A 24,565-nucleotide genomic window follows, 5' to 3' on the forward strand; every position below is an offset into this window, starting at 1 on the left:
GCGCTGCTGGTTCTCGGCCTTGGCTATTGGCTGAAATCACGCCGGCCCGACCCGGCAACTTGATAGAGGACTGACCGTAAAATGGATTTTTCGTCGAGCCAATTCTGGATCTCGCTGCTGCAGATCATCTGGATCGATCTGCTCTTGTCCGGCGACAACGCGGTGGTGATCGCGCTTGCCGTCCGCTCCCTTCCGGAGAATCAGCGCAAGGTCGGCATCTGGCTCGGMGCGGGTGCGGCGGTCGGCCTGCGTATCGCCTTCGCTCTGGTGGTCACCTATCTGCTGGCCGTGCCCTATCTGAAGGTCGTCGGCGGCCTCTTGCTGTTCTGGATCGCGGTCAAGCTCGCCAAGGGTGAAGAGGAAGCGCATACCGACATCAAGGCAGCGGACAATCTCTGGAAGGCCGTGCGCACCATCGCCATCGCCGATGCCGTGATGAGCCTCGACAACGTCATCGCGATCGCCGGCGCCGCCAAGGGCCACCCTGAGCTCTTCATCTTCGGCTTGCTGCTCTCGATCCCGCTGATCATCATGGGCGCGCAGCTCCTGACCTCGATCATCGAGCGTTTCCCGATCCTGATCTGGATTGGCGCTGCACTGCTCGGCTGGATCGCGGCAGAGATGATTCTGGGTGATATCGCCGTGCTGCAATGGCTGCAGGTGAACATGCCGACCTGGGTCAAGGCGGTCTCGACGGACGTCAACCCGCTCGGCGTCGGGCCTGCGAACCTGCCCCATTATGTCAGCGCGGCTCTCGGCGCGGCGCTTGTCTGCATCATCGGCTACGTCCTGAAGCGCAAGCCGGTGAACCAGCCCGGCTAAGCCGCCCTTCAGGCAAGTACGACAATCGCGGCGGCCAGGTCTTCCTGGTCGCCGTTTTTCATGAGGCGGGCCGCTCCGAGACCGATGGAGCGAACGCCCGCGTCCTCGACCGTGAAGAATCCTTCCGCCAGGAATCTCACGCAGAAGCGTTCGGGCGCGTGCGCAAAGCCCGTGCCCAGTGCCTTCACATAGGCCTCCTTCGCGCTCCAGAGTTGCGCGAAGGCGAGCGGTCTTTCAGCCGCAGGCAGGGCAAGCAGAATGTCCCTTTCGGTGGGGTGCAGAACGGCCAGCGGCGGCTCTGTTTGCTGTTCCACCCGCTCGACATCGACGCCGATCGGCCGCTCGGCAAGGCCCACGGCAACGATGCCTGAGCGCGTCGCGAGAGAAAGATGCAGGTCGCGGCCAGCGGGGCCGACGAGCAGCGGTCGGCCCCGCTCGTCATGGCCGATCTCACTGGTGGCGGCTGGCTGGCCGAGCTGGTGGTCCAGCACGAGCCCAGCCACGCTATGTCTGAGCCGCGCGCGCTCCATCAGATTGGCCGGTCGCTCGCTGGTCGGGATCAGCCAGACCGCGGGGAGTGTGGAGGCCTTTGTATCGATCGAGGTCAGCCAGAGCATGGCAGAATGCTAGCGGGCTCGGGGCGTTCCGTCGCCTCTGTTGATCCGCGTTGCGCCGCCCTGCATGGAATTCATGCAACGGCGCCGCCTGGACCCGTTGACGCGGGGCCTGCTTGGTCCATGGARGAAGCATGACGTCGTMACCCGACCCACTCCCGAAGGAAGCGCGCGCGCCCGTGACCTGGCGCGGCATGATTCTGGGAGTCCGCAAGATTTCCGTGGTGCTCCCGGGCATCATCGTTTTCGCGGTTGCCTTCGGTGCAGCCGCCGCGGCGAAGGGCCTGAGCCTGCTGGAAACCGTGATGATGAGCGCGATTGTCTATGCCGGGGTCGCGCAGCTCGTGGCGATGGAACTCTGGCGGCCGGAATGGACCTGGGGGGCGATCGCCGGCCTTGCAGCCGTCACCGCGACGGTGAATGCGCGGATGGTGCTGCAAGGTGCGTCGCTTCAGCCCTGGTTCTCGCGTTTTCCGCGGGCCCTCAACGCCTTGCATCTGTTCTTCTTCACCGATGCGAACTGGCTGGTCGGAACGCGCTATCACGCCGAGGGTGGGCGCGATCTCGGCGTGCTGATCGGCGGCGGACTCCTGCTCTGGGTTGTCTGGGTTCTTGCCACCGTGCCGGGATATCTGCTCGGCTCGCTGGTGAGTGATCCGCGACGCTATGGCATCGATCTCGTGATGCCGATCTTCTTCGCAGCGATGATCGTGCCGCTCTGGCGTGGCCGGAAGGCGGCGCGGCCCTGGCTGGTTGCGGGCATCGTGGCGCTTGTCACGGCCAAGCTGGTCGATGGCTATGCCTTCATCATCGTCGGAGCGCTCTCTGGCGCGGTCGCTGGAGCTTTCCTCGATGACGCTGCCTGATCTCGCCGGCTGGGGAGCCTGGGCAGCGATCGCCGCCATGGCGATCGCCACCTATCTCTGTCGCATCTCGGGCGTGGTGTTGATGGGGTTCATCCCTCTCACGCCGCATGTCCGGCGCGGGCTGGCCGCATTGCCGGGCTCGATCGTCGTCGCAACCGTGCTGCCATTGGTCGAGCGTCTGGGGCTTGCTGCGGCGCTGGCGCTGCTGGCCGCTGTCGGCAGCATGGTACTGCGCCGAAGCGAGCTTCTGGCACTTGTCGTCGGCATGGCGGTGGTTTCGCTCGCCCGCGCCTTTGGCTTGTGATCCATCACCCGGCTGCATTGCTTCCATCACATGACGTCATTGCCGGAGGGCCTTCGGCATGTTGACGCGCGCGGCGGGGCGGCAGACGGTGTCGGTCAATAACACTGACAAAATCGAGGATGGTTATGGCTTGGTATTCGCAAACCTGGAGCTGGTTCGAAGGTGAATGGCATGAGGGAAATCCGGGCATCATGGGCCCGCGGACCCATGCCAGCTGGCTGGCTTCGACCGTCTTCGACGGGGCTCGCTATTTCGAGGACAAGGCGCCCGATCTCGACAAGCATGCGGCTCGCGTAAACCGCTCGGCCCATGCGCTCGGCCTGAAGGCGACGATGTCGGCTGAGGAGATCATCGCCAAGACCTATGAAGGCGCGAAGAAATTCGCCCCGGGCACGGCGCTTTATGTCAAGCCGATGTACTGGGGCGAGGCAGACGGTCTCTCGACCATCATGGCCGACCCTGAGTCGACCAAGTTCTGCCTCTGCCTCTTCGAGGCTCCGATGCCGGTGCCGTCGAACGGCTTCTCGGTGACGCAGGGCGCCTATCGCCGCCCGACGCTCGAGACCATGCCGACGGACTCGAAGGCCGGCTGCCTCTACCCCAACAATGCCCGTGTCCTGCGCGCCGCCAAGGCGGCCGGTTTCGACAACGCGCTGGTGCTCGACATGCTTGGCAATGTCGCGGAGACGGCGACGTCCAACATCTTCATGGCCAAGGACGGCGTGGTGAAGACCCCGGTCGCGAACGGCACCTTCCTGAACGGCATCACCCGCCAGCGCGTCATTTCGCTGCTGCGCCAGGACGGTATCACGGTCGAGGAGACCAGCCTGCGCTACAGCGATTTCGAGCAGGCCGACGAGATCTTCATCTCCGGCAACTACTCGAAGGTCATGCCGGTTTCCCGGATCGACAACACCGCGCTCCAGCCCGGCCCGCTGTTCCGCAAGGCGCGCGAACTCTACATGGACTTCGCGCACTCCAAGACCGCCTAGTCACTGTGGCGTGCCTCGCCACCCGGCTCACCGAGCGCTTCGGGATCGATCATCCGATCCTGTCCGCGCCGATGGCTCTGGCCGGGGGCGGGGCGTTGGCCGCCGCTGTAACGCGCGCCGGCGGGCTGGGCTTGATCGGCGGCGGTTACGGCGATGATGCCTGGCTGGACCAGCAATTCGCCGCAGCCGGCAATACCCGGACCGGCTGCGGCTTCATCACCTGGTCGCTTGCGAGGCAGCCGCATTTGCTTGGCAAGGTTCTCGAGCATCAGCCTGCGGCGCTGATGCTCTCCTTTGGCGATCCTGCACCCTTTGCGGGCGAGATCGCGGCGGCTGGCGTGCCGATGATCTGCCAGTGCCAGTCGATTGTTCATGTCCGGCAGGCGCTGCGGGCCGGCGCAGCCGTCATCGTCGCGCAGGGCGCCGAAGCCGGTGGTCACGGTCAAGCGCGCGGGACCCTGCCTTTCGTGCCGGAAGTGGCCGATCTGCTCGCACGCGAAAGCCCTGATACTTTGCTGCTGGCGGCGGGCGGCATCGCCGATGGCCGTGGACTCGCGGCGGCCCTGATGCTGGGGGCAGACGGCGTTCTGGTCGGTACGCGTTTCTGGGCGAGCCGTGAGGCCTTGGTTCACGCCAATCACCATGCGGTCGCCGTCGCCGCGACGGGGGACGAGACCGTGCGCTCGTCGCTCCCCGATATCGTCCGCCAGCTCGACTGGCCAAGACCGTTCGATATCCGGGTCAGCGCCAACGCCTTCATTGCGAAATGGGTTGGCCGGGACCATGAACTCAAGGACGTGATCGAAGCGGAGGCCCCGGCCTACAAGGCGGCTTTCATGGCCGGCGATCCGCAGGGCGCCGCAGTGATCTTCGGCGAGGCTGCCGGGTTGATTTCGGATATCCCGACGGCAGCCGAGATCGTCGAGCGCATGGTTGCGGAGGCCGCCGCGCGCATTCGCTCCGGAGCAGCCCGGCTCAGGGCCTGACGAATCTGCCGGTCAGCGCAGGAGCCGGAACAGGCCTGCCGCCTTCAACCCGCCAGCAACGATCACGAGATAGAGGCTCGCGGCCACCAGCCCGATCGCGGTGAGTGCCAGAAGGCGCGGCTCGACCGGGACATGCGCCAGTGCGGCCAGGACACCGGGCGCGAGCACACGGGCGACCAGCCCGGCAATCACACCACCTGCGAGGGTGATGACGATCAGCCCGGGAAGCTGCCGGTCCGGTTTCGTCCAGCCGCGGCGCAGCGCCAGGACGAACAAGGCACCGACATTGATCCAGGCTCCGGTTGCCGTCGCCAACGCAAGCCCGGGCGCGCCGAAATCGCGCCAGAGCAGCASCTTGAGCGCGACATTGGCGGCGATGGCGGCAAGCGAAACCAGCATTGGCGTCGTGGTGTCGCCACGAGCCTGGAAGGCGGAGACCTGCGAGCGGATCAGCACGATGGCCGGGAGCCCGATTGCATAGGCAAACAGCACTGCGCCCGCCGCCTGGCTTGYTGCCGCATCGAAACGGCCGCGTTCGAACAGGGCCGAGACGATCAGCTCCGGGATGGCGAGGAAGGCTGCGGCGAAGGGGGCGGCCATGACCAGCGTCAGCGCCACGGCCCGGTTCTGCGCCTTGTCCGCGCCGTGGATATCGCCGGCCGCGATCAGGCGGCTCATGGTCGGCAACAGCACCGTACCCACCCCGATCGCGATCACGCCGATCGGCAGCTGGTAGAGCCGTTCGGCATAGTAGAGCGAGGCATAGGCGCCACGCGGCAGCAGGGAGGCGATGATCGTGTCGGCGAAGAGCGCGATCTGCACACCGGCGGAGCCGATGACGGCCGGGCCGAAAGCCTTGAGAAAGCTCTTCACATCGGCATCGACACGCGGGCGCGTCAGCGCCGTCGACACGCCGGCCTGCCGGGCCGCAAGCACCAGCAGCAGCCATTCGAGCAGGCCCGCGACGGCGACGCCCCAGGCGGCGGCATAGGCTGCGCTCGGAAACAGGAAGGCGATGAACAGTGCAGCGATCAGGCAGATGTTGAGCAGGACCGGCGCTGCCGCTGCGGCTGCGAAACGGTCGACGGCGTTCAGGTTCGCGGCGAGCAACGTCACCAGCGTGATGAAGAGCAGATAGGGGAAGGTGATCCTCGTCAGCGCGACCGCAAGCTCGAAGCGCTGAGGATCGTTGGCAAAGCCGGGCGCGAGCAGGCGCACGACCTCGGGCATCAGGGGCAGGGCGAGTGCGAGCAGAACGACCTGCACGATCAGGTTCAGCGTGAAGACGCGGTTGGCGAAGAGCGCCGCCGCGGCGTCTCCGGTCTGCTGCCTGATGCGCGCATAGGCCGGGATATAGGCCTGGTTGAAGGCGCCCTCGCCGAAGATCGCGCGGAAATGATTGGGCAGCCGCAACGCGACGGAAAAAGCATCCATCATCGCGCCGGCGCCGAGCACGGCGGCGAGAGCGATGTCGCGCAGGAAACCGCTCAGGCGGGAGAGCAGCGTGAAGCCGCCAACGGACAGGATCTTCCTGAACATCAGCGCATGAGGCCGGGATGTGGTTTCCGGCGTGCGGACGGCGTCATGCTCGAACTCCAGGCCTCGCTCTTGCCCCAAGGCGCGCTCGCCTGCGCCGGAACAAGCCGAATCGTCTGCACCATTCTTAGCGGATCAATGGCGGCAATGCGTCGCCGCGCGGATGATCGACGGCGCGCGCGTTGAAACCGACCCGCTCGCCGATCAGGTAGAGTGGCCGGCGCTTCACTTCCGCGAAGATGCGTCCGACATACTCGCCGATCAGCCCGAGCGAAATCAGCTGGATGCCCGAGAAGAACATGATCGACACGATCAGCGAAGGGAAGCCAGGCAGGTCGGTGCCGTAGAGCAGCGTCCGCAACAGGAAGAACAAGGCGCTGAAGGTCGAGATCAGGGCGATGATCACCCCCGTCCAGGTCGCTATCTTGAGCGGCACGGTCGAGAACGAGGACAACCCGTCGAAGGCGAAGCTGAACAACTTGCGGAAGCTGAACTTGGTGACGCCGTGCTGGCGCTCGGCGACTTCGAAGGTCACGCCGGTCGAGGGGAAGCCGACCCAGGCATAGAGACCCTTGGAAAACCGTGCCCGCTCCGGCAGGGCGCGCAATGCGTCCACAACTGCTGCAGATCGGCGTCCATGATCACCACCGCATCGCCCGAAGCATGGTCGAGCCCGGCGGCGATGGCGATCTCCTTGCCGAAATTGCGGCTGAACGACACGGCATTGATGCGCGGGTCGCTGGCGTTCAGCAGGCGCAGCACGGAGAGCGAGCCGTCGCGGCTGCCGTCATCGATGCAGATCATTTCCCAGGACGAAACCACGCCTGTCAGCACGGATTTCAGGCGCTCGACGAGAAGCGGCAGATTATCGGCCTCGTTGTGAACGGGGACGACGATGGAGAGCTCCGGCCGGGCAGGCGCGGGGCGCTGCACTGCGAGGCTGGGAGCGGGCGAAGTTTCCGACACGACTGACCTCTTGATCCGGCCAGGACGGGCCGGCCCCGCCTTCCGGCGAAGCCGGGCTCGACACGGGTGACGCGATGGGCACAGAACCGTAAAGCTGTTGTGCTCACAAGTCCTACGACGGGCCCCTTACACCATCGCGGATGAACCCTGGACAACGAAATCGATGACGATCCGTTTCGTTCTTTGTGCCGATGATTTTGCCATGACCGAAGGCGTCAGCCGTTCGATCCTGGAATTGCTTGCGCTTGGAAAGCTCTCGGCGACGGGCGCAATGACAAACCGGCCGCATTGGCAGCGCCTTGCCTCCGAACTGGGCAGCTTTTCCGGCAGGGCTGATCTCGGGCTGCATCTCAATCTGACCTGCGCTGCCCCGCTTGGGCCGATGCATCGGGTCGCGCCAGCGGGCATGTTCCCAAGGCTCGGCGATCTCGCGCGGGCGGCGGCGACCTCGGCCGCAGCCCGCGCCGAGATCGCGGGCGAGATCGGCCGTCAGCTCGAAGCCTTCGAGGACGCGCTGGGCCACGCACCGGATTTTGTCGACGGCCATCAGCACGTCCACGTGCTGCCGGGCGTCCGCGGAGCGGTGCTGCGGGCGATCCAGCGCCACTACCCGGAAGGGACGGTCTATCTGCGCGATCCGGCCGACTCGGCCCGGGCGATCCGCCAGCGCGGGGTGGCGGTAGGCAAGGCACTGGTGATCGCTGGTCTGGCCGTGGGCCTGCGCTCGCAGGCCTTGCGGCGCGGGATCCCGGTCAACCGGGGCTTCTCTGGCGTTTCGCCATTCGATTCCGAACGCGACTTCGGCGCGGATCTGCGCCATTTCCTGATCGCGCCCGGAGCGGCACATCTTGTGATGTGTCATCCCGGACATATCGATGACGAACTGGCGCGGCTCGATCCGGTGATCGCCACGCGCGCGCTCGAACACGCTGCCCTTGCCGCGTTCGTGCCTCCGCCGGGCTTCAGAATTGCGCGCTTCTCGGAGCTGTTTTGACCACAGGTCGGTGCCGGCTAAAAACTTTGCCGCGAAGCTAACCCTACGCAATCGAAAATTTACCGTGATCGCTCAGTTTGTAAGCACCGGTCCGTTCGGATCCTACCCTTGCAGCCTCCGGCGGAGATCTCGGCGCTATGGCATGGTTGAAGCGATCTGGGGCGATCGCGATGGTTGCATCGAAGCGCTCGGCTGGAACACGCGGTTCGCTCTCGCTCGGCAGCAGGATCGCTGGGGCGGCGATTGCCATCGTCGCGGCGGCCATCCTCATCCTCGTGATCGTGGCATCACGCTATAATCAGGCCCAGACCCGCGACGATCTCGAGCACAAGATCGCTGCGCTGACCAGCATGGTCACGAATGCCGCTCCGGCGCTAATTCTGTCCCGTGACACCACGACACTGGGATACATCCTCGAATCGCTGCGTCAGGACCCCGATTTCAATGCCGGCTTCGTCGCCGATGACATCGTTGCCCTGGCGAGCGCCGGCGAATCGACCGAGAGCAGGCTTTCGCTCACCCCACGCTCATTGGCGGCGGCACTTGGGCGCGAGCCCTGGGATGCCTTGAAGGAGCGCGATACTCTTCAGCTTGAGGATAATGTCTACCTCGTCCAGCTTCGTTCGGTGCGGATTGGGCCGAACCAGAAGCAGGTCGGCTATGTCGCCGTCCGGTTCGACAAGACGCGCCTCAATGCGCGGGCCTCCTTTGAGCAGTTCGTCACGATCGGCATCGGCGTTCTGATCCTGCTCATTCTCGGACCACTGCTCTGGGTTTCCCTGTCGCGCACGATGCGGCCGCTGAAGAGCATGACCCAGGCCATCGTCAGCATCTCCGACGGCAAGCTCGATACACCGATCGACGCGGCAGACCGGAGGGACGAGATCGGCGCGATCGCGCAGGCGCTCAGCGTGCTCAAGGTCCGGTTGGGAGAGCGTGCGGCCCTYCAGGAGGCCCAGCACGTCACCGAGGCCGAACGCCGCTACCAGCAGCGCCGCGTCGACGAATCGATTGCCCTGTTCCGGGGCGAGGTTAGTGCCGCGCTGGAGGCATTCAAGAACAACGCCGAACGGATGAGCGAAGCGTCGGATGGCCTGGCGCGTGTTGCGGCAGAGTCGTCGGGACGTGCGGCCCGCGCCGCCCAGAACTCGCACGGGGCCTCGGCCAATGTCGAGAACGCCGCACAGGCCGCCGAAGAGATGGGCGCGGCCATCCGCGAGGTCGAGTTTCAGATCCGGCATGTCCGCACCGAGATCGTCGAGGCAGCCTCAGCCTCGCGCGACACCGCGGGTTCGGTACAAGCGCTGGACGAAACGGCTCGCGCGATCGGCGAGGTGGTGAATCTGATCCGGGATATCGCCGCACAGACGAATCTGCTGGCGCTCAACGCGACGATCGAGGCTGCGCGCGCCGGCGACGCTGGGCGTGGCTTCGCGGTCGTTGCGTCGGAGGTGAAGAGTCTTGCGGCGCAGACGGCGGATGCAACAGATCGGATCGTGACACAGGTTGGCGCCATCCAGGGGGCGACCGGTGAGGTCGTCGGCGCCATTTTGAACATCGCCAACCGAATGGGCGCGATCGAGAACTTCACGAACGCGGTCGCAACGTCGATCGAGCAGCAGGCGATCGCGACCGGCGAGATTGCCAGCGGCGTTGCGATGGCAAGCTCTTCAGCGCTGTCGGTGTCGAGCGATCTCAGCGTGCTCGCGGACAGCGTCGAGGAGACCGGACAATCTGCGKGGCAGGTTCGGGATGCCGCTGGCGAGGTTGCGGCCCAGGCATTGCGACTGCGCGCGACGGTCGACCAATTCCTGCACAGCGTGGCGGCCTGACCGTCACCCTACCAAGAATGCAAAACGGGGCCCGAAAGGGCCCCGTCGCATAGGGTCACGACTGCGCTGCCGTCAGGCCTTGGCGCCGTCGTAGAGTTCAGCAACGTAGTCCCAGTTCACCAGGCTCTCGAGGAAGGCCTTGAGGTAGTCGGGACGGCGGTTGCGATAGTCGATGTAGTAGGAGTGCTCCCAGACATCGACGCCGAGGATCGGCGTGCCGCCGTGAACCAGCGGGCTCTCGCCATTCGGGGTCTTGCTGATCGCGAGCTTGCCGCCCTTGACCTCGAGCCAGGCCCAGCCGGAGCCGAACTGGCCAACGCCAGCCGCAACGAAGTCTTCCTTGAACTTGTCGACGGAGCCGAACGAATCGACGACGGCTTTCTCCAGCGCGCCCGGCAGCTTGCCGCCGCCATTGGGCTTCATCCACTTCCAGAAATGGAGGTGGTTGTAGTGCTGGCCGGCATTGTTGAAGACAGCCGGGTTCTTGCCGTAGGAGCCCTTGACTATCTCTTCGAGCGATTTGCCCTCGAATTCGGTGCCCTTGATCGCGTTGTTGCCGTTGGTGACATAGGCTTGGTGGTGCTTGTCGTGGTGATATTCCAGCGTCTCCCGCGACATGAACGGCTGGAGCGCGTCATGGGCGTAGGGCAGATCGGGAAGGGTAAAGGTCATTTGGCCTCTCCTTAGGCTGTCAAATCACACTGCTGAGAATGGCTTCGTCATGAACGGCTTGGGACTTGCCAGCCCGGCGGATCAGCCGCCATTCCACGCGATAGTTAAGCCTCCCGCTTCCGGCCGGCAACCGGCTTGGCGCGCCGTGGGCCATGATATTGCGTCGGAGCAAACGGCCCGAAACATGCGGGACGGGGCACAATGAACAGGCCATTTGCAGGCATAGTTCAGTGCGAATTGTGAAACAGTCTCTTATTCAATAAGTTAGAAGATGATCGGAGAGGCGATGAAGCCGCCTGCCTCCGGTGGATACTGAGGGTACTGCGTTGATAACGATCTTCGTTCTGTTGGGCCTGGGGTTCTTTGCCGGTGGCATCGCTGCCATCGTTAATGGCTGGCCCTACCTCGTGCTCGAGCGGGGCTTCACCCTGGTCATAGCCGGCAGCGTGGCTGTCGCTGCTGGGATCATCCTGCTTGCCCTGTCGTGGGTCCTGGTGGAACTGCGCCGCGTCAGGGTGGCGATTGCCGGTGCGCTGACGGTGGCCTCAGCCGGGCCTTCCGCCGCTGACGCGGCGCGGGCATCGGTGGAGATGGATGACGATGTACGGACGATCCCGGGCGAAGCCCGGTCGACGCTTCCGGGCCTTGGCACCGTGGCAGCAGGGGCCGGGCTTGTCGCCGCCGGCGGGGCCCTGGCAGCTTCAATGCGCGGTGGCGCTGAGGATGCTCCCGCTGCCGCCCAGGACTTGCCTGAGCCTGTGATCAGCGATCTGTTCGATGAGATCACGCACCCCTCGGAGCTGCCCGCTGACCGGCGTGAGGAGGCCATTGACGCGGTCGAGGAGCCCGAAAAGGGCAGGGCGGATGCCCCCACGGCCGAACTGCATGAGCCGCATGAAACGGAAGCGGTGCTGCCCGAGCTTGCGCCGGACGTTGTCACCCCGTCGATTGCCGCTTCCTTCGTGACGCAGCATGAGGACGAAGCCGCCGGAGAGGTCGAGGACGCCGACACGGGCGCTGTGGCGGGTGACGAAGACCTGCGTTCGCCTCAAGCGCCAGCCTGGTGGCCGCAGGTCGAGAGGCCGCGCCCGGAGGAGGCCAAGCCCCCCGTGGAAGCCGATGATTTCGGCGCCTTGCGCCAGCATCTCTCGTTCGGTCCGCAGCGCCCGGAACCCGATTTCGAGCCCGAACCGGAGCCCGATCTGCCGGCGGGAGAAACATCGTTCGATCAGCGCGATCGCGAGATCGACGAGGCCGCCGCCTGGATGGCACCGGCCTTCGGCCGGCGTGAGCCGACTTTTGGCGAGCCCGAGCAAGTGGCGGATGAGCCTACGATACCGCGCTGGCCGCCGCTGACCAGCGGAGCGCCACGGCTGGAGCCGGATGTCGAGAGTGCGGATGCGCCGGAGGTCCAACCGGACACGACTGAGGCGGAATCTCGGATCGAGCCGGTCTTCGAGGAGACCGAGGCTGAGGGCGAGCCGCTGGATGAAGCCGAGGAGGCAATCTCCGGCGAAGAGACGGAAACGGTTCCCGAGCCGCCCGGCCCGGCGACCTCCGACGAGGGCGTCGTCGGAGCTTATCAGGTCGGCGACACGCATTTCACGATGTATGCTGATGGTTCCATCCAGGCTCGTACGCCCGATGGCGAGTACAAGTTCGCCTCGATGGACGAGCTCAAGACCTATCTCGCCAGCGAGAAGAGCAGGCTTGGCGGCTGATCAGCTCTTGGCGGCCGCTTGCTCCGGCCATCCCTCGCGGATCGTGTGGATGGCGAAGGCATAGGCCAGCGCCACCTCCTTCAGCGAGTCGAAGCGCCCGGCCGAGCCGCCATGGCCGGCCTCCATATTGGTGTGCAGCAGGACCGGCCCGCCGCCGGTCATGGTCGCGCGCAGTTKCGCGACCCATTTTGCCGGTTCCCAATAGGTCACACGAGGGTCGGTGAGCCCGCCCATCGCGAGCAGCGGCGGGTAAGCCTGCGCCTGGACGTTGTCATAGGGCGAATAGCTCTTGATCATGTGGAAGGCTTCGACGTCCCGGATCGGGTTCCCCCATTCCGGCCATTCCGGCGGGGTGAGCGGCAGCGTGTCGTCAAGRATCGTGTTGAGCACATCGACGAAGGGGACCTCGGCGATGATGCCGGCGAACAGCTCCGGGGCCATGTTTGCGATTGCGCCCATCAGCATGCCGCCGGCGCTGCCACCCTGCGCGACGATGCGGCCGCGTGCAGTAAAGCCGGTATCGGCCAGCATCTCGGCCGCCGCGATGAAGTCCGTGAAGGTGTTGGTCTTCTTCTCGCGCTTGCCGTCGAGATACCAGCGCCAGCCCTTGTCGGTGCCGCCGCGGATATGGGCAATGGCATAGACGAAGCCGCGATCGACCAAGCTGAGCGGATTGGTCCGGAACGAGGCCGACATGGCCGCGCCGTAGGAGCCGTAGCCATAGAGYAGACAGGGCGCTGAACCATCGAGGGCAAGGTCGGCCCGGTGCAGAAGCGAGACAGGGACCCTGGCTCCGTCCTTCGCCGTCGCGAAGACGCGTCGCACCCGATAGGCCGCCGGATCGTGGCCGGACGGAACCTCCTGGCGCTTCAGCAGCGTCCGCTCTCCCGTCGCCATGTTGTAGTCGTAGGTTTCGGCCGGGCGCGCCATCGAGGCATAGAGGAAGCGCAGCGTGTCGGTTTCGAATTCGTAGCCGGCATCGAGGCCGAGACCATAGGCCTCCTCGTCGAAGGAGATGCTGCTCTCGGCGCCGCTGGCGAGGTCGCGGATGACGATGCGCGGCAGGCCATCCTCGCGTTCGAGCCGGATGAGCCGATCCTTCAGGCAGAGATGGCTGAGGATCAGGCGGCCTGATCGGTGCGGTATCAGGTCCTGCCAATTCTCCGGCGATGGGGATGCGAGCGGGGCCGAGACGATCTTGAAGTCCTCGGCATCGGCATTGGTCAGGATCAGGAAGTCGTCGCCGTGATGCTCGACGCTGTACTGGCGGCCCGTCTCGCGCGGCGCGATCAGGACCGGCTCAGCCTGCGGTGCGGCAAGATCGACGAAGCGGGTCTCCGAGGTTTCATGATCGCTGATCGAGATCAGCAGGAAGCGGCCGGACTGGGTCTCGTCGATATCGACGAACATGCCTGCATCCTGCTCGTCATGCAGGAGTTCGTCCTCGTCCATCCCGGTGCCAAGTCGATGGCGGAAGACCTGCGACGGGCGGTGATCGGCGTCGAGACGGACATAGGCGAAGGAGCGTGAATCGGGCGCCCAGACGATGTCGCCGGTGGTGTCGGTGATCCGGTCGTCCAGATCCGCTCCGGTGGCAAGGTCGCGGACCTTGATGTCGTGGAGCTCCGAGCCCGCCTCGTCCGCACTCCAGGCAAGCAAGCTGTGATCGGGGCTGTGGGCCGCGTCGCCGAGCTCGAAGAAGTCCTTGCCCTTTGCCAGGGCGTCGGCATCGAGCAGGAGCTGCTCGCGGGCTTCGCCCTTTTCGGGCCTGATGCGCGGCTTGCGGCAGATCAGAGGATGTTCGCCGCCGCGCCGATAGCGCGAATAATAGAGGAAGGCGCCGTCCGGCTGTGGGACGGCTGCATCGTCTTCCTTGATCCGGCCGCGCATTTCCTTGACCAGATCGCGCTGCAGAGCACGCGTCGGTGCCATCAATGCTGCGCAATAGGTGTTCTCAGCTTCAAGATAGGCGCGAATATCTGCAGGCAGTTTGCCGGGGTCCCGGAGAACATCCTTCCAGTTCTCGGCCCTGAGCCAGCCATAGGCGTCGCTCAGCGCAACTCCGTGAACGGTACGGGTCTCCGGCCGCTTCTCGGCACGGGGAGGCAAGGGGAGGCGTTTGGTCACGGCAGGGCTCGCACTGTCTTAAGATGGCGTTAAGGATTGAGGGCGATGTGGGTATCGTTGCGTAGTCAACGTCGTTTGTTGCGATGTTCACGAAGGTTCGGAGTTCAAATCCGGGTAGGCATAGGACACTTGGGTACTTCGCGCGCGCAATGAACAGGTAAGGCCGGTGTGTGGCGCGAGCAAGACAACCAGACCGAGCATGATCATGGCCGCGACACAATACGGACGCTATGAACAATGTTCGTGGGTGCAGTAAGTCGGGCGTTTGAATGTATTCATGCGATCGATTATTGTCTTGCGAGAGTGTTTTCTATGCATTAAACCGTTTCCTCGTCGTCTCGCTTTTTGTGATTCTGGCTTGGGCAGCTCTTGACCAGCTGCTGGGCTGGAAGAACGAAGGCTTCAGTCGCGGGACGTTCAGGCCGATCCGACGATTTTTTTGTCCAAGAACACATAAGGAGTATTTTCGCCATGACCGACAACGACGGCTCGGATTTCATCGAGCTGACCGCGGACATCGTGTCCGCTTATGTGTCGAACAATTCTGTTCCTACGTCCGAACTGCCCGCTTTGATCAGCGATGTGCATGCCGCCCTGAGCCGCGTTGTTGGTGGTGTTGCGCCGGTTGTGCCTGCCGAGGCGCCCAAGCCGGCCATTCCGGTCAAGAAATCCATCACGGCCGACTATCTGATCTGCCTTGAGGACGGGAAGAAGTTCAAGTCGCTGAAGCGTCATCTTCGTACGCAGTACAATATGTCGCCCGAGCAGTATCGCGAAAAGTGGGGTCTGCCGCCCGACTACCCGATGGTGGCTCCCAACTACGCCGAGGCGCGCTCGCAGCTGGCGAAGAAAATGGGCTTGGGTCAGCAGCGCCGCAAGCGCCGCTGATTGCTTGTCGCGGAGGACGGCGCTGCCAATGTGGGCAGCGCTTGCGACCAAACAGTTCGTCTGGCCGCCGGGTTCCCGGCGGCCTTTTTCATGGCGCTGCCGCTTGCCGGCGTGCTCGGCGGGGATCGCGTCGTGCCTCGGYTCATCGGTCCCAGCCGTCGCCTGGGGGCGCCGACATCCCCCAGCGAAGCAAATGAGGAAGCGGCAGGAGGCGAGGCTTAACCGGCCGCGCGACAGCTTTCACTGCGCCCGCCGCATTCGGTCTTGAGCAGTCTTAGGCGACCGCCCTGCGGGCATCCGTCTTGATGCGTTCGATCATCGCGCGCACGCCGTTCGAGCGTTGCGGCGTCAGATGGGCTGCGAGCCCGAGGGATTGGTAGATCGTGAATGCGTCCGTCGCGAGGATCTCCTGGGCGGTGCGGCCCGAATAGATCGCGAGTGCCAGCGCAACGAGGCCACGTACGATATGGGCATCGCTGTCCCCCAGGAAATGCAGGCGCGTCCCTGCGCCGGGGCCGCCTTCCCTGCGTGCCGCCAGCCAGACCTGACTGGCGCAGCCGCGGACCTTGTTGTCGTCGTTATGCGCTTCTTCCGGCAGCGGGGCGAGGCTGCGGCCGAGCTCGATGAGATACCGGTAGCGGTCGTCCCACTCTTCGAGCAGCTCGAAATTGGCGATGATCTCGTCGAGGCTTGCGCTCATGTCCTGTCCGCTCGGAGCCGCGCCATGGGCGGGGCGGCAACGGCGAGCGTCTTCGGCCGACCGGCGCCCCCCGTCAAGCGCTCGCCCTTCAAGATATAGGTGCGAGTCTGCTAGCGGGTAGTGGCCAGAGGTTTCTGGTTTGCTGCACTGAGCGTGAGCGCCAGGAAGCGGGAGCGCGTTTCCGGATCGAGACCAGCCAGGATCTCTGCGGCCTCACGGGCGGCCATGGCGCCATTCGCCACTGTCCTGACATCGACCTGGCTCGCAGCCTTCGCCACGTTGCGCAGGGTATCAGCCGCGCCGCCATCTTCGGCTTTGCCGCCATGGACGGGTGAGTTGAGGGCGATGACCCCGATCACCGCCAGGCTGCGCAGAAGATAGGCCATCGCTCGTTTCCCCGGTTGCCGGCAATGCCGGCTCGCCCCTGATCCCGAAGACATCCTAGATCCGGATCTCAAAAGATCGCGTCATTTGTAAGCAATGCATTTGAATCGAAGGCGCAGCTCTATCTTCAGCTTCCGTTCACCCTGCTGCGAACATCGAAATGGATGAAATTCGTCGGCCGAACTGCTCTAACTATCTGTACAATTTGTCGAATTTCTCTCCGCGGAACAGGTTCGGCGCGTTCGGTCGGCAATCGCCTTAAACCCCGCTTAAACCCGGCTCGGCAAGGATCGGGATGTTACAGGCAAGTCGGCCTGCCGAGGTGAGCGTTGCGTTTTCCCATCACGATGACGGCGATCAGGACACAGGTAGCGGCGATGGTTCATCCATCGGTGCTGCCGAATTCCGTTGAGCGCATCCGCCACGAGCGCTTCATGCTGACGCGGCTGACGCTCGGCGCGGTGGCCCTGAGCCTGGCTCCGGCCTATCTCGCCTGGCGGGGTACGATGGGCGCGCTTGAACTGCTTGTGTTGATTGCGGTGACGCTTCCGTTGCTGGCTGTCTTCATTCTCTCGCGCAGCGGGCGGCTCGAACTCGCCCATTGCATTTCGGCCGCAGCGCTGGCGCTCCTGATCGTCGCGCTTTCCGGCATGACCGGCGGGATCGCGTCGCCACTCCTGCTGTGGCTCGCCGCCATTCCGGCGGAGGCCATGTTCTTCGGCTCGCGGGCTTATGTTGCCCGCGCCGGCGCCATCGCTGCCGGCGCCCTGGCTTCGGTCGCAATCGTGCATGCATTCGGCCTGTCCGCGGAGTCGGCTCCCTGGGTCTCCGCTGCCATGCCGCTATTGGCTGCTGCCGCAATCCTGCATGTCTCGGTGGTTGCCTTCGGCTTCCTGTGGCGGCGTGACGACGAGATGCGCGAACATCGCGCCTCCGGCGTGCGTGCGCAGCTCCTGCTCGACCATGTTGGAGACCTCGTGACCTGGCATGATGCGACCGGCGCCGTTGTCTTCGCCAATGCGGCTTCGGCCTCCTTGACGGGCGCAGAGCCGCGCGAGCTGATCGGGCGAGGGCTGCTCGAGCGTGTCCATGTCGCCGACCGCCCCCTTTTCCTCAAGGCGCTCAGCGATGCCGCGCACGGTGACGGGACAGCGAGCGCCTGCTTCCGCACGCTGTTCGTGCCGCGCCAGGACGAGCCGGGAACGCCGTCCTCTCCGGTGGCCCTCTGGCTCGAGATGCAGGCGCATCGCGTCGCGAATGCCGGGCCGCGGGACGGGGCTGCGGTCGTTTGCGTCATGCGCGACGTCACCGCGCGTCGTGCGCTCGACGAAGAGCGGGCGCGCGGCCATGCCGAGGCCGTCCGTGCGAGCGACGAGAAGGGACAGTTTCTCGCCACGGTGAGCCATGAGCTGCGCACACCGCTGAACGCGATCATCGGCTTCTCGGAAATGCTGGGAACCGACAGTTACGGCCTGCTCGATGCTGGCAAGCGCCTCGAATACGCCAATATCATTCATGCTTCCGGCCATCACCTGCTCGATGTCGTCAATACCTTGCTCGATGTCTCCAAGATCGAGAGCGGAGTCATGGCGATCGAGCAGGAGCCGCTCGATCTTGCGGAACTTGCCCAGGACGGCTGCAGGCTGATGGCGCTACGTGCCGAAGCGGAGAAGGTTGCCCTGGAACGCGTCATCGGCCCGGATCTGCCGTTGCTGCGTGGCGACCGTCGTGCGCTGAAGCAGGTCCTGCTGAATCTGCTTTCGAACGCGATCAAGTTCACGCCGGCTGGCGGCCGGGTCACGCTGGCCGTGGTGCGTGACGGCGATATGCTCGATCTTTCGGTGTCCGATACCGGCATCGGCATTGCGGCCGCGGATCTGCCACGGTTGGGCGACCCCTTCTTCCAGGCCAAGGGCTCCTATGACCGCGCCTATGAGGGCACCGGTCTCGGCCTGTCGGTGGTGCGTGGCCTCGTCGGCCTGCATGGTGGCCGCCTGACGGTGGAGAGCGCTCCAGGTGTCGGCACGCGCGTCTCGGTGAGGTTACCGGTTGGCGGCGTCGCCCAGGCCTCCGAGCCCGCAAAGATCGTTACCTTCGCCCGAGCGCCGCGCCGCGGCTTCGAAACCAAAGAACCCTATCGTCTGACTGCCTGATCGAGAGCCGACCATGTCCGTCACACTCGCAGCCCGCGCTCACTCGAACGCGACCCTGTCCGCTCCGGCGAGACGCGCCCCGCCGGCTCGCCGCAAGGCGTCCTTCCTGATGCGGATCTGGCGCGCAACCTTGCGTCGCCCGGGTCGTAGCCTGATCCTGACCCTGTTCTCGGCTGCCGCCGCGGCCATCCTGATGAACGCGCTCCTGTTTCAGAAGGCGCGTCATCCCTCGCCAATCCTCTCACAATCCACGACGGCCACCCCGTCGCCGCGCAACGCGGAGCGGCGCACCGAGCAGGCCCCTGCCGCTCCCGCTCCGGCCGCATCCGTTCCGGCGGAGCCCGCGCAATTGCCCCCTTCGCGCCCGGGCGGCTTGACGCAGGCGGCTCGTGAAGCGGCGCCGCGTCCACCGGCATCCGTCAATGCGGCCCMGCGCCCTGCGCCGGCCCAGGCGGCCGCACAGCGTGCTCCCGCCCCGGTGCGTGACCGGGATCCGATCGCCGATCTGATCAACGGTGTCGACATGCGGCCTCCGGCGGAAATCCGGGGCGTGGCTTCGGCCAAGCCGGCTTCGCCGCGCCGCACCGTGGAAAACTGAGGCAGATCGCGTACCTTCCGACGATGGCGCGTCTTACCAGCGATTTTTGGGTCTCAGCCTATTTGCGGCAGGCGGCACTCGACGGCTTCGATGCCGTCCTGCGCCGCCGCGGTGCCAGCGAGGCCGGGGCGATCTTCGTCAAACTCGACCGGCTTGACGGCACCGCCGCGCTCTACGGGCCTGCGCCGCAGGCGCTGGCGGACGAGAGCGGCGCACGCCGCTTTCAGCTGATCCTCGATTCCGACCCGCTAAGCGTTGAGGAACGGGTGGAGCGCGAACGTCGTTTCGATCCGGACCTCTGGCTCGTCGAGATCGAGAACCGGAAGGGCGATCCCAGACTGGCCCTTGCCGAGGGCTGACCCCCGGCAGCGTATACGAACGCTCAGCCGTGCTCGCGCCCGCCGCGAAGTCCGCGTCTGACCTCGTCGAGGACCGAGCGAGTTTCGGGCCTGGCGGCGCCGGAACGGGCAGGCGTTCCACTCGGGTCGAGGAGGGGCTGGTGCTGGCCCTTGCGGCTGGACAGACCCTTGCTCTCGCCGGATATCTGCATGACGAGCCGATAGGCCACCCCTGGGGTGACCGAGCGCATCAGCGCCACCAGGGCGAAAATGCGCTCCACCGAATGGGCGGCATCGTCGCCAAGCCGGATCAGGAGGCGCGTCGCGTCCTCGACGCTGACGCCGCCGGCGATCAAGGTCAGTGCCGTCAGGTCGCGCGAGTGATCGCGGGCCATTGCCTCGGCGAGACGGATGCCCGTGCCCAGCTGGCTCGAGAGCGCACCGAAGAGGCCATCGCGATCCTGTTCGGCGGTGGCGAGCCAGCCTGCAAAGGTCTCCGGCGTCGGCGCCGGGCGTCTCTCCGATGGGCTGACCGCCTCCAGCGCCGCAAGCGATTCGATTGTGGCGCGGCGTCGTTCGGCTCCGGCATGCAGGAAGAGCGGGATCAGATCTGCGCTGTTGATGTCTCGCCGCACAAGCAGGCCCGGCACATAGGCGGCATCGTCTCGCGCCCGGTCGAGCAGGAGGTCGAGCACGGGCCGGGGCAGGGGGGCGGACGGGTTGGCGAGGAGCGCCAGATCGACTGCCCGCTCGCCCCGACCCGCCAGCATCAGGCTGGCCTTGGCCGGCAGGTCGGCCCGTTCGGCAACGACAATGGCAGCTGCTGCGTCGCCATGGGCTGCAATGTCTTCGAGCTCGGAGGGCGAGATCGGGCCGCCATGGCGCATCAGCGTCGACAGAACAGCCCCACCGCGTGCCTTGAGCGCCTGCAGGACATCAGCCTGCGCATGGCGCCACCCGGCAAGCTTGCGCGCCAGGATGATGGCTGTGCCCTCATCGATGGCGGGAATCAGGGCGAGTGCCATCTCCCGAAACGCCTCCAGATCCTCGCTGGAGGGCTGGGCAGTCGACATCAGCAGATCGGCTTTCACACGCAGTGAAACCTGGCTGAGATCGAGCCCGCCGTCACGCGCGAGACGAGCGAGCTGCGCAAGATCGGCGGAGATTCGGGACGGCATACTGACAACTCGTCGGAGACTCGGGTGGTTTCCGTCAACTTATGCCCGACGCGTTAATGTGGCGTTAACCATGTCGGGGCCTGATGCGGTTTGAGGGCCTCGGCTGCCGGCGCCGGCCCGCGCCGTGCCATCCGTTCCCTGCCTCGACCGCAACCAAGGCGCCAACCAAGGAGGCGCATCATGGCCGTCGTCATTCCTTTCGCGCCGCGTCGGCGCAGGGTTGCTGGCCTGCTCCCGGCCATTCCCCGGGAAGCCGGAACGATCCTGTTCTTCACCGGTGTTCGCTACGAGCGCCCGCCGGAGCCGCGCGCTTCCGGCAGGCCGGAGCGCAAGCCGAGCACCCGGTCCCGTGCCAAGTCCGCTCCGAAGAGTGTCAGGCAGCCGGCGTGATGCTCCTGTTGCGGCGTATGCGTTCCGGTGCGGGCAGGGGGAGCCTGCAATGGGCTCTGGCGGTGGCCCTGTCGGCAGCGGGCTGTGCGCCGGGCAGCGGCGACTTCGGCCGCCCGCGTCCCGGTATCTGGAACGATACCATTGCGCCAAGCATCGGCCTCGGCTCCGCAATCGCACGTGGCGAGGCCGTATCGTATTTCCATATGACAGACGACGAGGAGCAGTTGCGCGATCGCGCCTGGCGCTTCGTCATGCCGGCACATGAACGCAATGTCTTCGAGCGCCAGGTCTCCGATCTGGCCTATGCCCGAATCCTGCCGGCAGCCGCTCAGTCCAGCAACATCTCCGATTATCATCGGTCGCTGATATCCGGCTCCTTTCGGTCGCAGGCCTCGCGCTACAATCGGCTGGCCGAGGATGCCCACGCCGACCGCCTGCTGATCGGGCCGTTCCGGGGCAATGCAGCCAGGGTGGTAGCGGCAGACCGGATCCGGATGAAGACGCTGGAGGCATCGCCTCTCGTGCCGCCCGATCAGAACGATCCGGCCCTGGCGCGCGTGATCGAGAATGAAGGCCTGATTCTCTGGGTCTGCGAGCGTGTCGCCTTCCGGCTGGAAAGCTACCGCTATGCGCTGGCCAATCTCGTCGTCGAGATGCCGGCGCGCGACGCGGTCAGGGCCGAACGCAGCATCATGGCGCTCGAGGCCGAGGCCGGGCCCCTCTGCAAGTTGCCGCTGATCGGCACCTTCCGGAGTGACGAGCCGTCCAGGCCGGTGGTCTACAAGGGCTGATCAATCCGCCAGGCCGCAGGCGACGCCTTTGGCCATCGCCTCGGCATCGGGCCGGTCGGAAGGCAGCTTCGCCAGGACACGCGCGACGATCAGGCCTTGCTCCGTGTCGGACACGACACGCAGTTCGCGGGTGGTCTCTCCCTCCTCGTCGCGTGCCAATCGCTCGTCGAGCTGTTCGCTGGTCATCACCACGAATTCCAGAACCCCGCGGATCGCGGCCCGGTCCGTGATGGCGTAGCCGACACCGCCGCCACGCCGGTGCAGCGATAGTCCCAGCGGCAGTGATCCGACGCGAGCCACCACCCGCATCGGGCCGGCACTCAGATCATAGCTGCAAACGGCGGTCACCAGGGCAGGGTCGGCATCACGCGGGGCCGGCAGGCCTGCGGTCTGCGCCGATACCAGTTCGGCCTGCCCCCCGGCGCCCAAGGCCGCATAAGCCGTTGCCGCATCGCGCTCCGACAAGAGCGGGATCAGCAGCACGATCACGATATGGACGATTCCGGCCAGCACCAGCCCGGCCAGCGTCGCCAGTGCGAAGCGGCGGATCGCGGTCGTGATGCGCAGACGCCAATTCATCGCCCGCTTTGCCTTCGCGACGACCGGACCGGAAACACCGTGGGAGGGCTCGAAACTTGTCATCGGCAATCGATCCGGCCGATGCGGGGAAGGGACTCGGGGCGCAGTTCGCTGGCATGTCCAGAGATCGGGGTATCATAGAGCCTCAGCCGAAACTGGAACCGCCCGCGAATGGGCAATGGCAGCCAGTTCCCCGCCTCCGGCGTCGTCCCGGCAACCACCCGGACACCGGCGCTCTCGTCGCGCACGATCTCGGCATCGGTGAATCCGCTGCGTTCGAGCGGCAGGTGAAAGGCGTGGCCATCGGCGTCCGTGACGTTCAGTGTCCAGCCTCGCGTCGTCGGCGTCGTTCCGGTGACGAGATAGCGGCAGCGCCCGTCGAGCACCTGGCCGCTCTCGTCGCGTTCGGCGATGAACTCGAGCCCTTCGCCGGAGCCAAGGGGCAGATGCACGCCGCGGGCCAGATAGGCCCGCATATAGGGATCGACATCACGCCCGCCGCTGCGCGGCCAGGCGGTCCATGAACCGACCTGCAGCCGTCCGAGCGGAGGGCGCTCCGCGACGGCATAATGCGCCGAGGCGAGCCCGAGCCCGGCACCGAGTGCGATGATGTAGGAGAGCGTTAGGAGGCGCACGGCTAAGCCTGTTCAGCGGATGCGGCTTGCGCCACCCGGTGGCGTCAGGTCCTGGATGCCGGCCTGGGCCGTCCGTCCTGCCGCCCGCACCGGCTCGATCGTGCGGAACATCGCGCCGACCGCCGAGAGAACCTCGAAGGACTGGCGCGGCATATGTCCTGCGCCGGCGCCCAGCGCTGCGGCATCGGCTGCCGGAGCATTGGCCTTGGCGAGTGCTGCGACCTTCGGGTCGGTCACAGGCGTGACACCCGGGATCGGTTTCAGCTCCAGCCCCTGATGGGCGAACTGCATGATCTCCTTCCAGGTCATTGCCGGCAGGGAACCACCCGTCATATTCGCCGTCTCCGACGAGTCGTCGTTGCCGAACCACACCGCGCCGACCAGATTGCCGGAATAGCCGACATACCAGGCGTCCTTGTAGCCATTGGTGGTGCCCGTCTTGCCGGCCGTCACGACGCCGTCGAGCGCGGCGCGACGCCCGGTGCCTTCGGTCGGAACCTTGGACAGCATGAAGTTCATGTCCTGCGCGACCTGGACGCTCAGCACGCGCTTGCCGGTGCCGTCGTCGCGATCATGCCGGTAGATCAGCTCGCCCTGCGAATTATGGATATCGATCGCGGCATAGGGCTTGGCCCGCAGCCCGCCATTGGCGAACACGGAATAGCCTGCGGCCATATCCATGACCGTGACTTCGGCTGCGCCGATGGGCAGCGAGACCGTGTCGGTCAGCGGCGTGGTCAAGCCCATGGCGTGCGCCGTCTCGATGATCTTCATCCGGCCGATGCGTGCCGCGCGCGCCTCGTGGGTCTCGCCGGTGGCGCGGCCGATCGCGATCGACATCTGCACCGGGATCGTGTTGATCGACTTCGCCAGCGCCACCGTCAACGGCATCGACCCGGCATAGGAGCGTCCGTAATTGTTCGGGCACCAGTTGCCGATGCAGACCGGGCGGTCGGTCACGATCGTGTTAGGACGATAGAGCCCCGCGGAGAGTGCTGCCGCATAGACGAACGGCTTGAACGAAGAGCCGGGCTGCCTTGCGGCCGTCGCGCGGTTGAACTGGCTCGCACCATAGTCGCGCCCCCCGACGATCGCGCGCACGGCGCCGTCAGGGTCCATCACCACGGTCGCCGCCTGCTTCGCATGATAGGCCGGGCCGTGTTGGCGCAGGACCGTCTCGATCGCGTGGTCGGCGCGATCCTGGATCGCCGGATCATGCGGCGTCTTGACGGTCAGGACCCGGTCCGGGCCGATCTTGCCCTCATCAGCCAGCTTGCGAACCTCTTCGAAGGCCCAGTCGAGATAGTAATCGGGGCTGACGTCGCGCTTACGGTCGACCGGGGTCGCCGGGTTGCGCTTCGCGCTGTCGATCTGGCCTGCGGTCATGAACCCGGCATCGACCATCGCGTTCAGCACGTCATTGGCGCGGGCGCGGGCTGCCGGCAGATTGACATGCGGCGCATATTTGGTCGGCGCCTTGAACAGTCCTGCCAGCATGG

At 65.6% G+C, this 24,565-nt stretch carries 26 protein-coding genes; 14 read left to right on the plus strand and 12 right to left on the minus strand.

The features are described 5' to 3' along the window. Positions 1-81 precede the first annotated feature (81 nt). On the plus strand, positions 82-822 hold the full coding sequence (locus AC1DRP_RS23145; RefSeq protein WP_441488974.1) for a TerC family protein: 741 nt from the start codon (positions 82-84) through the stop codon (positions 820-822). A gap of 8 nt (positions 823-830) precedes the next feature. Here the strand turns inward: AC1DRP_RS23145 and AC1DRP_RS23150 are convergent, their stop codons facing one another. After that, positions 831-1,439: a 4'-phosphopantetheinyl transferase family protein gene (locus tag AC1DRP_RS23150; RefSeq protein ID WP_441506495.1), complete on the minus strand. Its 609-nt coding sequence runs from the start codon at positions 1,437-1,439 to the stop codon at positions 831-833. Between the two features lie 131 nt (positions 1,440-1,570). Between AC1DRP_RS23150 and AC1DRP_RS23155 the strand changes: the two genes are divergently transcribed. From AC1DRP_RS23155 to AC1DRP_RS23170, 4 genes are all read left to right on the plus strand, one after another. Continuing rightward, positions 1,571-2,302 (plus strand): AzlC family ABC transporter permease, encoded by a 732-nt coding sequence (locus AC1DRP_RS23155; protein ID WP_476769673.1) that lies wholly within the window; start codon positions 1,571-1,573, stop codon positions 2,300-2,302. Then, on the plus strand, positions 2,289-2,606 hold the full coding sequence (locus AC1DRP_RS23160) for an AzlD family protein (RefSeq protein ID WP_113515472.1): 318 nt from the start codon (positions 2,289-2,291) through the stop codon (positions 2,604-2,606). The genes AC1DRP_RS23155 and AC1DRP_RS23160 overlap by 14 nt, the downstream gene beginning before the upstream one ends. A gap of 125 nt (positions 2,607-2,731) precedes the next feature. Further along, on the plus strand, positions 2,732-3,598 hold the full coding sequence (locus AC1DRP_RS23165) for a branched-chain amino acid aminotransferase (protein ID WP_441488977.1): 867 nt from the start codon (positions 2,732-2,734) through the stop codon (positions 3,596-3,598). A 5-nt stretch (positions 3,599-3,603) separates the two neighbouring features. Beyond that, positions 3,604-4,584 (plus strand): NAD(P)H-dependent flavin oxidoreductase, encoded by a 981-nt coding sequence (locus AC1DRP_RS23170; RefSeq protein ID WP_441488978.1) that lies wholly within the window; start codon positions 3,604-3,606, stop codon positions 4,582-4,584. Positions 4,585-4,596: 12 nt separating this feature from the next. On the opposite strand, the gene murJ is transcribed toward AC1DRP_RS23170, so the two are convergent. The 3 genes from murJ to AC1DRP_RS23185 form a co-directional block, all read right to left on the minus strand. Beyond that, positions 4,597-6,123, minus strand: coding sequence for a murein biosynthesis integral membrane protein MurJ (gene murJ / locus AC1DRP_RS23175; protein WP_476769682.1), 1,527 nt, complete (start codon positions 6,121-6,123; stop codon positions 4,597-4,599). 124 nt (positions 6,124-6,247) lie between these two features. Further along, positions 6,248-6,736, minus strand: a complete 489-nt coding sequence (locus AC1DRP_RS23180) for a hypothetical protein (RefSeq protein WP_476769674.1) — start codon at positions 6,734-6,736, stop codon at positions 6,248-6,250. After that, a complete protein-coding gene (locus AC1DRP_RS23185; protein WP_476769675.1) occupies positions 6,652-7,086 on the minus strand; it encodes a glycosyltransferase in 435 nt (144 codons plus the stop codon). The genes AC1DRP_RS23180 and AC1DRP_RS23185 overlap by 85 nt, the downstream gene beginning before the upstream one ends. Before the next feature lie 163 nt (positions 7,087-7,249). Here AC1DRP_RS23185 and AC1DRP_RS23190 point away from each other — a divergent pair, with 163 nt between their 5' ends. Next, positions 7,250-8,080, plus strand: coding sequence for a ChbG/HpnK family deacetylase (locus tag AC1DRP_RS23190; RefSeq protein WP_476769676.1), 831 nt, complete (start codon positions 7,250-7,252; stop codon positions 8,078-8,080). 170 nt (positions 8,081-8,250) lie between these two features. After that, complete coding sequence (locus AC1DRP_RS23195; RefSeq protein ID WP_476769677.1) at positions 8,251-9,912, plus strand: methyl-accepting chemotaxis protein; 1,662 nt, start codon at positions 8,251-8,253, stop codon at positions 9,910-9,912. Between the two features lie 72 nt (positions 9,913-9,984). Here the strand turns inward: AC1DRP_RS23195 and AC1DRP_RS23200 are convergent, their stop codons facing one another. After that, positions 9,985-10,584 (minus strand): superoxide dismutase, encoded by a 600-nt coding sequence (locus AC1DRP_RS23200; RefSeq protein ID WP_069877416.1) that lies wholly within the window; start codon positions 10,582-10,584, stop codon positions 9,985-9,987. A gap of 326 nt (positions 10,585-10,910) precedes the next feature. On the opposite strand from AC1DRP_RS23200, the gene AC1DRP_RS23205 reads away from it, so the two are divergent. After that, positions 10,911-12,305 carry a hypothetical protein gene (locus AC1DRP_RS23205; RefSeq protein ID WP_441506498.1) on the plus strand — a complete coding sequence of 465 codons (1,395 nt, stop codon included), beginning with the start codon at positions 10,911-10,913 and terminating at the stop codon, positions 12,303-12,305. On the opposite strand, the gene AC1DRP_RS23210 is transcribed toward AC1DRP_RS23205, so the two are convergent. Next, positions 12,306-14,432 carry a S9 family peptidase gene (locus tag AC1DRP_RS23210; RefSeq protein WP_476769678.1) on the minus strand — a complete coding sequence of 709 codons (2,127 nt, stop codon included), beginning with the start codon at positions 14,430-14,432 and terminating at the stop codon, positions 12,306-12,308. It abuts the gene before it with no gap. Positions 14,433-14,903: 471 nt separating this feature from the next. Between AC1DRP_RS23210 and AC1DRP_RS23215 the strand changes: the two genes are divergently transcribed. Then, positions 14,904-15,320: a Ros/MucR family transcriptional regulator gene (locus AC1DRP_RS23215; protein WP_043233741.1), complete on the plus strand. Its 417-nt coding sequence runs from the start codon at positions 14,904-14,906 to the stop codon at positions 15,318-15,320. A gap of 274 nt (positions 15,321-15,594) precedes the next feature. Here AC1DRP_RS23215 and AC1DRP_RS23220 read toward each other — a convergent pair whose 3' ends face one another. Together AC1DRP_RS23220 and AC1DRP_RS23225 are read right to left on the minus strand one after the other, a co-directional pair. Beyond that, entirely contained in the window at positions 15,595-16,020 is a 426-nt protein-coding gene (locus AC1DRP_RS23220) for a SufE family protein (RefSeq protein ID WP_441506500.1), read from the minus strand. Between the two features lie 110 nt (positions 16,021-16,130). Further along, positions 16,131-16,406, minus strand: coding sequence for a hypothetical protein (locus tag AC1DRP_RS23225; RefSeq protein ID WP_441488986.1), 276 nt, complete (start codon positions 16,404-16,406; stop codon positions 16,131-16,133). Positions 16,407-16,733: 327 nt separating this feature from the next. Here AC1DRP_RS23225 and AC1DRP_RS23230 point away from each other — a divergent pair, with 327 nt between their 5' ends. Genes AC1DRP_RS23230 through AC1DRP_RS23240 form a run of 3 tightly spaced genes read left to right on the plus strand, consistent with a single transcriptional unit; the run spans position 16,734 to position 19,514 of the window. Continuing rightward, positions 16,734-18,557, plus strand: coding sequence for a PAS domain-containing sensor histidine kinase (locus tag AC1DRP_RS23230; protein WP_476769679.1), 1,824 nt, complete (start codon positions 16,734-16,736; stop codon positions 18,555-18,557). 13 nt (positions 18,558-18,570) lie between these two features. After that, positions 18,571-19,155 (plus strand): hypothetical protein, encoded by a 585-nt coding sequence (locus AC1DRP_RS23235; RefSeq protein WP_476769680.1) that lies wholly within the window; start codon positions 18,571-18,573, stop codon positions 19,153-19,155. 23 nt (positions 19,156-19,178) lie between these two features. After that, positions 19,179-19,514, plus strand: a complete 336-nt coding sequence (locus AC1DRP_RS23240) for a DUF1491 family protein (protein WP_069877409.1) — start codon at positions 19,179-19,181, stop codon at positions 19,512-19,514. A gap of 23 nt (positions 19,515-19,537) precedes the next feature. Here the strand turns inward: AC1DRP_RS23240 and AC1DRP_RS23245 are convergent, their stop codons facing one another. Then, entirely contained in the window at positions 19,538-20,671 is a 1,134-nt protein-coding gene (locus AC1DRP_RS23245) for a DUF2336 domain-containing protein (RefSeq protein ID WP_441506503.1), read from the minus strand. Positions 20,672-20,851: 180 nt separating this feature from the next. Between AC1DRP_RS23245 and AC1DRP_RS23250 the strand changes: the two genes are divergently transcribed. Then, positions 20,852-21,061, plus strand: coding sequence for a hypothetical protein (locus tag AC1DRP_RS23250; RefSeq protein ID WP_441506504.1), 210 nt, complete (start codon positions 20,852-20,854; stop codon positions 21,059-21,061). Next, positions 21,058-21,852, plus strand: a complete 795-nt coding sequence (locus AC1DRP_RS23255) for a hypothetical protein (RefSeq protein ID WP_441506505.1) — start codon at positions 21,058-21,060, stop codon at positions 21,850-21,852. The genes AC1DRP_RS23250 and AC1DRP_RS23255 overlap by 4 nt, the downstream gene beginning before the upstream one ends. Here the strand turns inward: AC1DRP_RS23255 and AC1DRP_RS23260 are convergent, their stop codons facing one another. From AC1DRP_RS23260 to AC1DRP_RS23270, 3 genes are all read right to left on the minus strand, one after another. After that, positions 21,853-22,494, minus strand: coding sequence for a DUF1254 domain-containing protein (locus AC1DRP_RS23260; protein WP_441506506.1), 642 nt, complete (start codon positions 22,492-22,494; stop codon positions 21,853-21,855). Further along, positions 22,491-23,066: a DUF1214 domain-containing protein gene (locus AC1DRP_RS23265; RefSeq protein ID WP_441506507.1), complete on the minus strand. Its 576-nt coding sequence runs from the start codon at positions 23,064-23,066 to the stop codon at positions 22,491-22,493. The genes AC1DRP_RS23260 and AC1DRP_RS23265 overlap by 4 nt, the downstream gene beginning before the upstream one ends. A 12-nt stretch (positions 23,067-23,078) precedes the next feature. After that, positions 23,079-24,565: transglycosylase domain-containing protein (locus AC1DRP_RS23270; protein ID WP_476769681.1), on the minus strand; the 1,487-nt coding region annotated here is incomplete at its 5' end.

The organism is Allobosea sp. 01N443 (assembly GCF_056399325.1).

What these genes read in the sequence shown, in the direction of transcription:
- AC1DRP_RS23150 (WP_441506495.1), bottom strand. Translation starts at nt 1,439, where the DNA reads ATGCTCTGGCTGACCTCGATCGATACAAAGGCCTCCACACTCCCCGCG.
- AC1DRP_RS23160 (WP_113515472.1), top strand. Translation starts at nt 2,289, where the DNA reads ATGACGCTGCCTGATCTCGCCGGCTGGGGAGCCTGGGCAGCGATCGCC.
- AC1DRP_RS23165 (WP_441488977.1), top strand. Translation starts at nt 2,732, where the DNA reads ATGGCTTGGTATTCGCAAACCTGGAGCTGGTTCGAAGGTGAATGGCAT.
- AC1DRP_RS23190 (WP_476769676.1), top strand. Translation starts at nt 7,250, where the DNA reads ATGACGATCCGTTTCGTTCTTTGTGCCGATGATTTTGCCATGACCGAA.
- AC1DRP_RS23200 (WP_069877416.1), bottom strand. Translation starts at nt 10,584, where the DNA reads ATGACCTTTACCCTTCCCGATCTGCCCTACGCCCATGACGCGCTCCAG.
- AC1DRP_RS23215 (WP_043233741.1), top strand. Translation starts at nt 14,904, where the DNA reads ATGACCGACAACGACGGCTCGGATTTCATCGAGCTGACCGCGGACATC.
- AC1DRP_RS23220 (WP_441506500.1), bottom strand. Translation starts at nt 16,020, where the DNA reads ATGAGCGCAAGCCTCGACGAGATCATCGCCAATTTCGAGCTGCTCGAA.
- AC1DRP_RS23225 (WP_441488986.1), bottom strand. Translation starts at nt 16,406, where the DNA reads ATGGCCTATCTTCTGCGCAGCCTGGCGGTGATCGGGGTCATCGCCCTC.
- AC1DRP_RS23240 (WP_069877409.1), top strand. Translation starts at nt 19,179, where the DNA reads ATGGCGCGTCTTACCAGCGATTTTTGGGTCTCAGCCTATTTGCGGCAG.
- AC1DRP_RS23245 (WP_441506503.1), bottom strand. Translation starts at nt 20,671, where the DNA reads ATGCCGTCCCGAATCTCCGCCGATCTTGCGCAGCTCGCTCGTCTCGCG.
- AC1DRP_RS23250 (WP_441506504.1), top strand. Translation starts at nt 20,852, where the DNA reads ATGGCCGTCGTCATTCCTTTCGCGCCGCGTCGGCGCAGGGTTGCTGGC.
- AC1DRP_RS23260 (WP_441506506.1), bottom strand. Translation starts at nt 22,494, where the DNA reads ATGACAAGTTTCGAGCCCTCCCACGGTGTTTCCGGTCCGGTCGTCGCG.